This window comes from Thiohalocapsa sp. ML1 (assembly GCF_001469165.1).
GTDB lineage: Bacteria > Pseudomonadota > Gammaproteobacteria > Chromatiales > Chromatiaceae > Thiohalocapsa.
In genome coordinates this window covers 141,669-153,331 of the sequence record NZ_JABX01000002.1, presented here as the reverse complement: position 1 = coordinate 153,331, position 11,663 = coordinate 141,669, and the positions used below count along the sequence as shown (strand labels likewise).

At 70.6% G+C, this 11,663-nt stretch carries 9 protein-coding genes; 3 read left to right on the top strand and 6 right to left on the bottom strand.

The window, feature by feature from the left end:
* The first annotated feature begins 77 nt into the window (after positions 1-77).
* Positions 78-371: a hypothetical protein gene (locus ML01_RS01985; protein WP_058553717.1), complete on the top strand. Its 294-nt coding sequence runs from the start codon at positions 78-80 to the stop codon at positions 369-371.
* A gap of 285 nt (positions 372-656) precedes the next feature.
* On the opposite strand, the gene ML01_RS01980 is transcribed toward ML01_RS01985, so the two are convergent.
* The 4 genes from ML01_RS01980 to trmB form a co-directional block, all read right to left on the bottom strand.
* Positions 657-2,729 carry an NAD(+) synthase gene (locus tag ML01_RS01980; protein ID WP_058553716.1) on the bottom strand — a complete coding sequence of 691 codons (2,073 nt, stop codon included), beginning with the start codon at positions 2,727-2,729 and terminating at the stop codon, positions 657-659.
* 102 nt (positions 2,730-2,831) lie between these two features.
* On the bottom strand, positions 2,832-3,635 hold the full coding sequence (gene fetB, locus ML01_RS01975; RefSeq protein ID WP_058553715.1) for an iron export ABC transporter permease subunit FetB: 804 nt from the start codon (positions 3,633-3,635) through the stop codon (positions 2,832-2,834).
* Complete coding sequence (locus ML01_RS01970) at positions 3,632-4,270, bottom strand: ATP-binding cassette domain-containing protein (RefSeq protein WP_058553714.1); 639 nt, start codon at positions 4,268-4,270, stop codon at positions 3,632-3,634. Before ML01_RS01970 ends, fetB begins: the two co-directional genes overlap by 4 nt.
* A gap of 37 nt (positions 4,271-4,307) precedes the next feature.
* Positions 4,308-5,039 (bottom strand): tRNA (guanosine(46)-N7)-methyltransferase TrmB, encoded by a 732-nt coding sequence (trmB, locus tag ML01_RS01965; protein WP_058553713.1) that lies wholly within the window; start codon positions 5,037-5,039, stop codon positions 4,308-4,310.
* A gap of 332 nt (positions 5,040-5,371) precedes the next feature.
* Here trmB and ML01_RS01960 point away from each other — a divergent pair, with 332 nt between their 5' ends.
* On the top strand, positions 5,372-5,956 hold the full coding sequence (locus ML01_RS01960) for a class I SAM-dependent methyltransferase (RefSeq protein WP_058553712.1): 585 nt from the start codon (positions 5,372-5,374) through the stop codon (positions 5,954-5,956).
* 238 nt (positions 5,957-6,194) lie between these two features.
* Here ML01_RS01960 and ML01_RS01955 read toward each other — a convergent pair whose 3' ends face one another.
* The gene (locus tag ML01_RS01955; protein ID WP_058553711.1) at positions 6,195-7,019 is read right to left on the bottom strand and encodes an inositol monophosphatase family protein; all 825 of its coding nucleotides are present in this window, start codon (positions 7,017-7,019) and stop codon (positions 6,195-6,197) included.
* A 199-nt stretch (positions 7,020-7,218) separates the two neighbouring features.
* Between ML01_RS01955 and ML01_RS01950 the strand changes: the two genes are divergently transcribed.
* Positions 7,219-9,219, top strand: coding sequence for a lytic transglycosylase domain-containing protein (locus tag ML01_RS01950; RefSeq protein ID WP_058553710.1), 2,001 nt, complete (start codon positions 7,219-7,221; stop codon positions 9,217-9,219).
* Between the two features lie 15 nt (positions 9,220-9,234).
* Here the strand turns inward: ML01_RS01950 and ML01_RS01945 are convergent, their stop codons facing one another.
* Positions 9,235-11,610, bottom strand: coding sequence for a hypothetical protein (locus ML01_RS01945; RefSeq protein ID WP_058553709.1), 2,376 nt, complete (start codon positions 11,608-11,610; stop codon positions 9,235-9,237).
* Between the last annotated feature and the right edge of the window lie 53 nt (positions 11,611-11,663).

The window sequence follows — 11,663 nt, the reverse complement described above, 5'->3', positions numbered from 1 at the left end:
AATATACGGCAGGTTCGGCGGCTGAGCCGTTTTCCGGCTGTTAGATGGCGTTATGCAAGCTTAAGTATGAGGCCATAATGATGGTTACCGAAGCGAAAATTCCGGGAACTGAGGACGCATGGGAAACCGGCGAGCTCGGCACCGATGCGAATTTTGCAGCAGCGGCCGACGACATGGAAGATGCAAAGATTGACGAGGCGCTCGCGCTTCAACCGATCTCCATCCGGCTGCAGAAGTCGCTGATCGACGATTTCAAGCTCATTGCCAAGCTCAATGGCATCGGCTATCAACCTCTGATGCGACAGGTTCTGGCGCGTTTCGCCGAGTCCGAGAAGAAGCGTATTCTGCGGACCTATGTCCGTGAAACATAGGACGTCAGGGCGCGAGCAAGATGAACAGAAAGCTCGCGCAAAGACGCAAAGGCGCCAACGGGAGAACGCCAAGGTAAGAACGGCAAGGTAAGAACGGCAAGGCAAGAACGGCAAGGCAAGAACGCCAAGGCAAGAACGCGATCTGGAAGTGCTTCTGGTGCAGCGCGTCAGGTGCTCGACGAGTTTGAGCGCCGGCGCCTGCTTCGCCGACCTCGCCCGGAGCTGGGCGGATCACCCGCCGCGCGGCCGCCGCGCGGTCCGACTGCACTCGGCGTACCCGGGCGGCTAGCCATCCGGCACGTTGCGCTCAAGCTCATCCAGCCAAACCGCGGCTTCGGCGTCGCTCGGCGCGCGCCAGTCGCCGCGCGGGCTGAGTGATCCGGCGCCGACCTTGGGGCCGTTCGGCATGCAGGTGCGCTTGAATTGGCTCATGCCGAAGAAGCGCCGGCAGAAGACGCCGAGCCAGTGCTTGATGGTCGGCAGGTCGTATGCGTTGCGGCGCTCGGGTGGCAGGTTGTCCGGCCAGTCGCCATGGTTGCGGTCGCGCCAGGCGTGCCAGGCGAGGAAGGCGACCTTGCTCGGGCGCTGCCCGTAGCGGGTGATGTGGAAGGCGTTGAAGTCCTGGAGCTCATAGGGGCCGATCTTGGCCTCGGTGCTTTGCAGGCCGGGCTGGTCGGCGCCCGCCGCGCCCGCGGGCACCAGCTCCGGGGAGATCTCGGTGTCGAGGATGGCTTGCAGCGTCCGGTTGGTGGCGGCGTCGAACGGCCCCGTCGCGATGAGCCAGCGGATCAGGTACTGGATCAGCGTCTTCGGCACCGATGCGTTGACGTTGTAGTGCGACATCTGGTCGCCGACGCCGTAGGTGGACCAGCCAAGCGCGATCTCGGATAGGTCTCCGGTGCCAAGCACCAGGGCGTCGTGGTGGTTCGCGAGCCGGAACAGGTGGCTGGTGCGCTCGCCGGCCTGCACGTTCTCGAAGGTGACGTCGAAGACCGGCTCGCCGGCCGCGTACGGGTGGCCCAGGTCGTTGAGCATCTGCTCGCAGGACGGGCGGATGTCGATCTCCGCGGCGCTGACGCCGAGCGAGCGCATCAGTGCCCAGGCGTTGGCGCGGGTCTCGCTGCCGGTGGCGAAGCCGGGCATGCTGTAGGCGAGGATGTTGGTGCGCGGCAGCCCGAGCCGGTCCATGGTGCGCGCGGCCACCAACAGCGCCTGCGTGGAGTCGAGCCCGCCCGAGACGCCGATGACGATGCGCGCGATGCCCGTTGCCGCGAGCCGTTTCGCGAGCCCGTGCACCTGGATGTTGTAGGCCTCGTAGCAGAGCGCATCGCGCGCCGACGCCGCCGCCGGCACGTACGGGAAGCGCTGGATGCGGCGCTTCAGCCCCAAGTCCCCGACCGGCAGATCCAAGTCGAAGCCCACCCGCCGCAGCGCCCGCAGCCGCTCGCGATGGGCGGCGGCGTTGTCGTGGAAGCTCGTCATGCGCAGCCGCTCGGCGTTGAGCAGCTCCAAGTCGATGTCCGCGAGCACGAGCTGGCCGCCGGTCGGGAAGCGCTCGGACTCCGCCAGCAGCCGGTCCTGCTCAAAGATCACCGCATGCCCGTCCCAGGCCAGATCGGTCGTGGATTCCCCCGGTCCGGCGGCGGAATAGAGGTAGGCCGCGATGCACTTGCCCGCCTGCGCGGCGATCAGATCGTTGCGGTAGGCCGCCTTGCCGATGGTGATGTTGCTGGCGGACAGGTTCAGCAGCACCGTGGCGCCGGCGAGCGCCGCATAGGTGCTGGGCGGGATGGGCGCCCACAGGTCCTCGCAGAGCTCCAGATGCAGCGTGAGATGCGGCAGGTTCGCGCCCGCGAGCAGCACGTCGTTGCCGAAGGGCACGCGCGCGCCGAGCAGCTCGATCTCCGTCGAGACGGCCGCATCGGCGGCGGCGAACTGGCGCTTCTCGTAGAACTCCCGGTAGTTCGGCAGGTAGGTCTTCGGCACGGCGGCCAGCACCCGGCCCGCGTGCACCGCGACGGCGCAGTTGAACAGCCGCCCGTCCACGGCGAGCGGCAGGCCCACCGCGAGCAGCGGGCGCAGGCTGCGGCTCGCCTCCACCACGTCGGCCAGCGCCGCAAAGCCTGCATCAAGCAGCGCCTGCTGGTGGAACAGGTCGTCGTTGCTGTAGGCCGAGAGCCCAAGCTCCGGGAACAGCGCGATGACGGCGCCCTCGGCATGCGCTTGGTGCGCCAGCGCGATGGTCGCGCGCGCGTTGAACCGAGGCTCCGCGACGCGCACCTCCGGCACGCAGACGGCGGCGCGGATCAGGCCTTGGCGGTAGAGGTTGAAGAAGTCGGCGCTTGGTCGCTCGATCATGGCGGCTCCCGGCTGGGGGCAGCCGTTGGGTCCGTGTGGAGCCCCGATTATGACGACTGCCGCGCGCCAGGCGGAAATCCAGTGCGTCCGGCGGCGGGGCGCTCAGTGCCGCCCCGGCGCCAGCCGATCCAGCCGCAGCCGCGCGCGCTTGTCGAACAGCCGGCGCGAGCCGATCCAGACGCCGACGACGCTGCCGAGCCCGGTGCCGGCCGTGATCAGGAACATGATCAGGAGCTGGTACTTGGCCGCCTCCATGGGCGGGCTGCCGGCGAGGATCTGGCCCGTCATCATGCCGGGCAGGCTGACGATGCCGGCGGCGGCCATGGCGTTGACAATGGGGATCAGCCCGGAGCGCAGGGCGTCGCGGCGGATGTCGGCGATGGCTTCGCCCCAGGTCGCGCCGAGCAGGAGCCGCGCCTCGATGCTGATGCGGTTGTCATGCGCCTGGCGGGTGAGGCCATCGAGGGCGACGGCGACGCCGGTCATGGTGTTGCCGAGCAGCATGCCGAGCAGCGGGATCAGGTACTGCGGCTGATACCAGGGCTCGACGCGAATGATGACCGTGAGCGCGAGCACCGTGACGCCGAAGGACGACAGGAACATCGACAGGGCACCGATGCCGTAGCCCCAGAGCCCGCGGTAGCGCCGCGTCTGCCGCGCCATGACCTCCCAGCCCGCCACGGACAGCATCACGAGCGTGAGCAGCGCGATGAGTCCGGGATGCGTGGTGTCGAACAGCACCTTCAGCACCAGCCCGAGCAGCACGAGCTGCACCGTGCTGCGGGCGGCGGCGATGAGGATGCGCCGCTCGACGCCGAGCCGCAGCCGCCAGGACAGCGCGGCTACCAGCAGCACCAGCAGGGCGGCGAGCACGAGGTCGAACGGGTTGAGCGAGACGAGGCTCACGGTAGCAGGCCGTCCGCGTCCGTCTCCGGCTCCAGCCGGCCGTCCCGGATCACGAGCCGGCGGCCGTTCATGCGCTCGCGTTGCTCCGGGTCGTGGCTCACCCAGAGCACCGCGGCGGCCTGCTCGGCGCGGTAGTCGGCGATGATGGCCTCGACGCGGTCGCGGTTCTCGGGGTCCAGGTTCGCCGTAGCCTCGTCCAAGAGCAGCACCTCTGGCTGGTTCGCGATGAGTCGCGCCAGCGCGAGCCGCTGCCGTTCGCCGGTGGAGAGCCGCCGGACCTCCCAGTCCAGCACCTCGGGGTCGTCGAAGCCCAGGCGCGCGAGCAGCCGCGGCGCGTCGCCGTCCTCGGGCAGACCGGGTGGAAAGTGCGCACCGACCCGATCCGCCCACCAGCCGGACTCCGCCGGCAAGAGCCCGACCCGGCGTCGCCAGGTCGGCGCCGGCACCGACGAGCGCGCCGTCTCATTGCACCAGGCCTCGCCGTCGTTCGGGTCCAGGTCCGCGATGGCGCGCAGCAAGAGGCTCTTGCCGGAGCCCGACGGCCCCGACACGAACACGAGCTCGCCCGCTTCCACCACGAGGTCCACCGGCGCAAGCAGGCGCAGGCGCAGGGTTCTGAGGCGAAGCGCGGACATGGCGGTTGGAGACGGCGGCTGCGGGTGCGGCGTCGCGTCAGCGGCGCCGGTAGAGAAGATCGAGCACAGCGTGTCCCAGGCGCTCGCCGCGGCGCTCGAACTTGGTGAGCGGGCGGCGCGCCGGGCGCGGTGCGAACCGGCCAGCGCCCGCGGTGTTCTCGAACAGCTCCGGCAGGGCCTCGATAACGGCGCGCATATGCTCGGCGTAGGGCGCCCAGTCGGTCGCCGCGTGGAACAGGCCGCTCGGTGCCAGCACCCGAGCTATGTCGCGCATGAAGTCCGGCTGCACGATGCGCCGCTTGTGGTGGCGCGTCTTCGGCCAGGGGTCCGGGAAGAAGAGCTGCACGCGGGCGAGTGAGCCGTCCGGTAGGCCTGCCTGTGTCCCCGGCGGGCGGCGCAACAGCGCCGTCGCGTCCGCGCGCAGGACGCGCAGGTTGGTCAGCCCCAGCCGCTCGATCTCCAGCAGCAGGTGCCCGACGCCGGGGCGATGCACCTCCAGCCCCAGAAAGCCGCGGTCGGGCTCCGCCGCCGCCTGTGCCGCCAGGGACTCGCCGTTGCCGAAGCCGATCTCGAGCACCACCGGCCGTCGCACGTCGAACAGCGCTGCCGGGTCGAGCGGCGTACCCGGCGCCCAGTCCACGCCGAAGTGCGGCCACAGGGTGGCGAAGGCCCGCTGCTGCCCGGCCGTGAGCCGGCCCTCGCGGAGCACGAAGCTCCGTACCGGGCGGCGCGGCGGGTCGAGGTCGGCGAGGTCGGTCACGGTCTCCATTAGATTGCTAGACGGAGCTAACTGCTTGCAGGTGAGTCAAGTTTTAGGACGACACCTTGGCGAAGGGCCGAGGGAGCCCTCCTCGGCCCTCGGCCCTTGCTTCAATGCCCCAACGAGCGGGCTGCGCAAAACGCCGCTCCATGCCCTGGTTAATCTGAGTCTCTGCCTCGCTGGCAGTGCTCGGCAGCGCGCCGGTGCCGGCTCATGTCGGTCCGTGCGGTGAGATCGTCGGTGTCAATGACCTGGACTGCTGCGGGTCGGCGGCGCGGGCGCTATGATCAGCGCCCCATTCTACCCACACCAACCGTTACCGCCGCATCGGTCCACGAAACATGCCCCGCATCAGTGTCCACGACTTCTACGACTACGTCCTCAATTGCTATGGCGAGACCGCCGAGGGCCTGCACTACAACTCCGCGGGCTCGCAGCAGACCCGCTTTCGGGTGCTGCGGGAGATGCTGCCGGAGAACCTGCACGGACTGAGCATGGTGGACCTGGGCTGCGGCTTCGGCGATTTCCTGCTGTATCTGCGCGAGCACGGCGACGAGATCGGCCGCTATGTCGGCATCGATCTGCACGAGCGCATGGTGGAGGTGGCGCGCGCGCGCACCGGGGCGGAGATCCTCCATGGCGACGTGCTCGCGGACCCGCTGCCGGAGGCCGACTGGTACGTCTGCAGCGGCGCGCTGAACAACCTGACCCAAGACGAGACGCGCACGGCCATCGAGCGCTGCTTCGGCGCCGCCCGGCGCGGCTTCGTGTTCAATGTGCTGCACGGCGACGACCGCTCGGGGACCTTCAACTACCGCACGCCTGAGGAGGTCGAGGCCTGGGCGGCGGATCTCGGCGCCGAGGTCAAGATCGTCGACGACTATATGTATCGGGACTTTACTGCGGCCTTGACGCGGGCGGAGTAGCGTCGGCGTAGCCCGCCGTTACCAGGACACCCTACGAGGCAGGGCAGATAAGTCAAGTTTCACGACGACGCGGCGCTTGAAGGGCCGAGGGCCGAGGGCCAAGGGCCAAGGGAGCCCCCCCCTCGGCCCTTGGCCCTTGGCCCTTGTTCAATGCGCCAATGAGTGGGCGAGCGGGCGGCGCAAGAAGATGCTCCGTGCCCTGGTTGGTCTGAGCAAACGTTCGGCGCCATCAAGGAATCTAAGGCTCCAGGAGCGGTAGCTTGACAAACGCCCGCCAGCGCGCGAACAGCGCCTCATCGGCGGCGGCGAGGGCCAGCCGCTTGCCGAGATCGAGCCCCGTGACCGGCGCGTCGCCGCCGGGCGCAAACAGCCCCGACGCGCAGCCCGCCTCCGCGGCCACGAGCCGCCCGGCGGCGTAGTCCCACAGCTTCTGCCCGCCGTGCAGGTAGAGCTGGAAGCGCCCGGCGGCGAGCCAGCACCATTCCAGCGCCACGGCACCCAGATTGCGCTGCGAGCGGAAGCCGCCCGCGCCGAACAGCGTCGGCACCCGCGCCGGCGGGATGCGCTTGAAGTCGATGACGGCGACGCAGTCCCCGAGCGCCGGACCGGGCGCATAGGGCACCAGCGGCGCACCGTCGAGCCACGCGCCCTGGCCGCGGGCGGCGGTAAAGCACTCGTCGCGCAGCGGGTCCAGGATCACGGCCAGCTCGGTGCGGCCGTCGCGCAGCAGCGCCAGCGAGATACAGAAGCCCGGAAAGCCACAGGCGAAGTTGGTGGTGCCGTCCAGCGGGTCCAGACACCAGAGCGGCCCGCCGGCGGCGAGCAGGCGCGCCTGCTCCGCCGCGTCCATCTCCTCGCCGAGCAGTGCGACCTCGGGCCAGCGCGCGGCGAGCGCGGCGGTGAGCCGACGCTGCACGCCGAGGTCGGCGTCGGTGACCAGGCTGCCGTCGGCCTTCGCGGTGCCGGCCGTGCTGCGAAAGCGCGGCAGGATCTCGTTCTGCGCCGCCTCGCGCAACAGCTCGGCGAGGTGCTCCAGGTCGGCGGCGGTGGGTGTTCTCGGCATGCATGCTCCTGGTTCGTCTTGGACGCGGCGCAAGTCGGCGCTGCGTTCCGGGGGTGTGCGGCCGATAATGGCGGCAGTTCTGAGCCTCTGCCAGGGCCGCGGCGCGGGCAGCGCTCGGCAATCATCCGCTATGGCATCGACTGCTATCACTGTGCGTATCCCTTTGCGTAACTTTCTGCGTAACTTTCTGCGTAACTTTTTGCGTATCCCTTCGCGCCCGCGGGCGCATGCTCGTCTGATCCTCCGCCGGGCCGCGCGGCTGCGGGCGCTCGGCCTCCTGCTTGCCGGGCTCCTCGGCGCCGCGCTGCTGCCGCAGGATGGCCTTGCGGCGACGCTCGCGCAGCAGCGCCTGGACTTCGTCGCCGCCGAGCGCGCACTTGCCGCCGGCGACCGGGAGACCTTCGCCGCGCTCGACGCTGGGCTGCGCGACTATGCGCTTTGGCCCTACCTCCGGCTCGCGGCGCTCAAGCGCGGCCTGCGCGCGGATAACGCCGCCGCAGTGGAGCAGTTCATTGCCGAGCACGCCGGCACCGCGCCGGGCGAGACGCTGCGCCTGCTCTGGCTCAACCGGCTCCTTGCCGACGGCGACATGGCCGGCTATGTCCGCAACTATGCGGACAACGGCTCGGCCGAGCGGGCCTGTCGCTACCGCCAGGGGCTGCTCGCACTCGGGCGGGAGCAGGAGGCCTTCGTCGGGCTCGACGAGCTGTACCTCACCGGCGCCTCGCTGCCGGATGCCTGCGACCCGGTGTTCGCCCGCTGGCATGCCGCGGGCGGCCTGACGCCGGACCTCGTCTGGCGGCGGGTGGGTCTTGCGCTGGCACGGCGCAATCCCGGCGTGGCCGGCTTCCAGCGCCGTTATCTGCCGGCGCGCCAGCAACGCTGGCTGGATCAGCAGCTCGCGCTGTACCGGGACCCGAAGCGCCTCAAGGATGCCGAGCTGCCGGACGACCCGCAACAGCGCGTGGCGGCGCTCATCGCCGGCATCGAGCGCCTGGCCGCCGACGACCCGCGGCTCGCCGCCGCCGACTGGGCGGTGCTCAAGGCGCGCGAGCTGGTGCCGCCGCCGGCCAAGGATCGCGCCGTCACGGCCATCGGTGCCGGGCTCGCGCGCGCCGGCGAGCGCAGCGGGCTCGTGTATCTGCGCGAGCTGCGCTCGTTGCCCGAGAACCTGGATCTGCAGCGCGAGCGACTGCGCGCGGCGCTGCGGCTGCGCGCCTGGCCGGAGATCACCGAGTGGGTGGAGGCGCTGCCGCCCGAGGAGCGCGAGCGCGGCGAATGGCAGTACTGGCTCGCCCGCGCGCTCGGCAAGCGCGGCGACCTGGTGGGCGCCGCGCACGCGCTGGACCGCGCGGCGGCAGAGCGGGATCTGTGGGGCTTTCGCGCCGCGGAGCTCTTGGGCCGCCCGCCTGCGCTGCGCGCGCAGCCGACGCCGGCGGACCCGGCCGAGATCAAGCGCCTGATGGCATCGGACACCGCCCGGCGCATCCGCGAGCTTCAGGCCTTAGGGCGCAGCGCTGATGTGAGCCGCGAATGGCGCGAGCTGACCCGCACCGATGATCCGGCAGCGCTACGCAGCGCGGCACTGGTCGGCCAGCGGCTCGGGCTCGTCACCGAGTCCATCTTCACGCTCGCGCGCAGCGATTACTGGGACGACATCGACCTGCGCTTCCCGCTCCTCTACACCGAGCTGGTCGGCGAGCGTGCCGAGGCGCACGGGCTGCCGCCGGAGTGGGTCTATGCCGTGATCCGCCAGGAAAGCGCCTTCGATGCCGATGTCGCCTCCCACGCCGGGGCCGTGGGCCTGATGCAGCTCATGCCCGGCACCGCCCGCGACATGGCCCGCGCCGCCGGGCTGTCGGCGCCGGGGCGCATGGACCTCATCGACCCCGCGCTCAATATCGCGCTCGGCACCCGCTACCTGGCCCTGATGCGCGAGCGCTTCGGCGGCAACCAGGTGCTCGCCACCGCGGCCTACAACGCCGGCCCCGGTGCCGTGTCGCGCTGGCTGCCGGATGCGCCCGTGGCCGCGGACCTCTGGCTGAGCGAGATCCCGTACCGCGAGACCCGCGACTACGTGCGCCGCGTGCTGACCTACCGCGTCATCTACGCCCGGCGACTGGGGCTCGATGGCTTTCGGCTGGGTGCGTTGCTCGCGCCGGTGTCGGCGCCGGAGCCGCCGACGCTAGCGGATGAGTGAGCGCCGGGCCTTGGTTCAGCCGAACTCCCCGCGCAGCCTGCCCATCACCGACTCATCGGCGATGACCTCGAAATAGTGCCGGTGCTCGGTGTCCGGCTCGCCGAGGCCGGTGCCGTCCCAGGTCGGCACCCGCGCGCAGCGCACCGCGAGGCGGCGGCTGCGCCCGGTGAGGTCGTTATAGCGGGCAACAAAGTAGATGCCGTTCTCGTCGCCGGGCACGGCGAGCCGCGTCTGGCGCATGCGCAGCTCCCGCTGCAGTTGGAAAAAAGCGGATTGCTCCAGCAGTATCCCGTTGACGTTGTAGGCGAGCAGCTCATCGCCGCCCGCCGCCATCGCCGCGGCGCCCACCGGGCGCACCAGCATTGCCCGGTGGCCGCTGCCGGTCGGGGTGAGGCCGGTGCTGCGCAGCGGCGCCGAGCAGCCGGAGAGGCGATCCGCCGTATTGATGGCGCTGGAGATCATGATGCGCCGGCCGTCGTCGTACAGAAAATGCGGCTCCCGCGGCGAGTAGGCGACGCCCAAGCCCAGCTCCAGCTCCGGCAGGCCGTGGCGGCGGTTCAGCACGTTCTGCATCGCCACCACCCGCAGGATGCTCCGCGCAAGGCCGCAGGCGCGCGCCACGGGCTGCGCCGAGGCGCCCTCGTCGGCGGCGTCGGTCTCGAAGTCGTAGAGCGCCAGGATCACCGCGTCGCCCTCGACGAAGAGCTTTTCGGCGCCCAACTCCGGCAGCAGCCGGTTCACCGGGTCGAACAGGTTCAGGCTGAAGTGCGAGGCCGGGTTGAGCCCGCGGCGCACCAGCTCATCGGTGATGCGCGTGGAGCCGCGGATGTCGGCCTTGACGATGGCGTGCGCATGCATGCGCCGCACCTGCGGCAGGGTCTCGGCGCGGGAGACCAGCTCCCACAGGCTGCCGTTGGCGCGCGAGAGCGTGACCTCGTCGGCGCTCTCGGCGAGCCGCAGCCGGTCCATCGCCTGGTAGGTCTTGTAGGCGAGCTTGAGGTCGCGCCGAAGCACCGTGAAGTCGCCGACGAAGCGGTCTAGGTAGCCCGCGCGCTCCTCCGGGGCCAGCTTTTTGAGTGCGCTTTGGCAACGCTCCAATAGGCGCAGCGCGGCGCCGCGGTCGGTGTCGTTCTCCAGCGCGGCCAGGCGCTCGGTGAGCCGGCGCCGGGACAGGTTGCCGGCGCAGTGGTCGGCCACCAGCGTCAGCGGCAGCGTCGCGCCGAGCTGGGTGCGCAGGGCCGGCAACCAGTAGCAGAGCACGATACGGTCGACAAAGCCCGCGTGCAGCAGGCGCCGGTGCAGGCGCGCACGCAGCTCCCGGCGAAAGCCGAGCCAGCGGCTGGAGCTCCATTGCACCGGCGCCAGCAGCAGCGCGGAGTCGCCGGCCTCGGCGTCGCGCTCGGGCACCTGCAGCAAGCGGCGGATGTTGGCGGGCTCGTCGAGCCAGCAGGCTCGCGCCTCCTGATATTCCTCCGGTGCCATGAAGCCGCTGAGCAACAGCTCGGTGGCGAGGTAGCCGCGCAGCACACCCTGGTCGCGGCGTTCGCCCAGGCGCTCGGTGAGCTGCTGCGGGGCAAGCTCCTGGCGCACCTGACGGCGCGCATACTCCGGCAGGTACTCGGCGAAGGTGGACAACAGCGCTTGGTTTGCGAGCCTGAACCAGTTGTCGTCGCCGCCGTCGCCAACGGCCGCGATGAGGTAGTCCTGCGACAGCTCGGCGGCGTCGCCGGGGTTCGTGGCGAGCAGCACCGGGTTGAACAGCGCCTGCGTGGGCAGCGGCCAGGCATCGGTGCTGACCGCGGCCCGCAGCTTGCCCAGGCGGCCGGACTCGAGCTTGCGCAGTTGGCGGAACAGCAGCCGCAGCACGCGGCGGTTGATGGCGGCGCCGTGGCGTTTGAGCAGCACCAGCTTCTCGTGCAGAGCCAGGCTGCGGCCGGTGCCGGCCGCGAGCGACTGCTGGCCGGCACGCTGGCACTCGGCGAGCTGGTTCTGGTGCTCGCGCACCGTCAGCTCCAACAACAGGCGCATCAGCGCGAGCTGCAACAGCGCGAGCAGCTCCGCCGACTGCGAGGAGCCGTGGCGTTCGAGCGTCTGCTCGAACAGGTTCGCGTAGTGGCGGCGGAAGCGCTCGAGGTCCTCTGGATCCATCCGCTGCGCCGGGGTCTGGCCCACGGCCTCGGCCATCTCCTGGGCGAAGAGCTTGCGTACGGTGATGGCCGCGAGCTCCCGAAAGCGCGGGCTCAGGTACACGTCGACGTGGACGTTGTCGATGCCGACGCCGAAGCCGTCTACGTCGAAGGTCCAGCTTGGCGGCTCGCGCATCGCCGCGAGAAACGCAGACAGGCTCGGGCGCCAGGTCGGGCGCGGATTGTCGCTGTCAGGCGGGAGCATGCTGCGGCCTCAGTCCCGGGTGCGGGCGTGCGGTGCCCGGGCTATCGGCGTGC

Coding starts and splice junctions, on each gene's coding strand:
- ML01_RS01985 (WP_058553717.1), top strand. CDS start 78: ATGATGGTTACCGAAGCGAAAATTCCGGGAACTGAGGACGCATGGGAA.
- ML01_RS01980 (WP_058553716.1), bottom strand. CDS start 2,729: ATGATCGAGCGACCAAGCGCCGACTTCTTCAACCTCTACCGCCAAGGC.
- ML01_RS01970 (WP_058553714.1), bottom strand. CDS start 4,270: ATGTCCGCGCTTCGCCTCAGAACCCTGCGCCTGCGCCTGCTTGCGCCG.
- trmB (WP_058553713.1), bottom strand. CDS start 5,039: ATGGAGACCGTGACCGACCTCGCCGACCTCGACCCGCCGCGCCGCCCG.
- ML01_RS01960 (WP_058553712.1), top strand. CDS start 5,372: ATGCCCCGCATCAGTGTCCACGACTTCTACGACTACGTCCTCAATTGC.
- ML01_RS01955 (WP_058553711.1), bottom strand. CDS start 7,019: ATGCCGAGAACACCCACCGCCGCCGACCTGGAGCACCTCGCCGAGCTG.
- ML01_RS01945 (WP_058553709.1), bottom strand. CDS start 11,610: ATGCTCCCGCCTGACAGCGACAATCCGCGCCCGACCTGGCGCCCGAGC.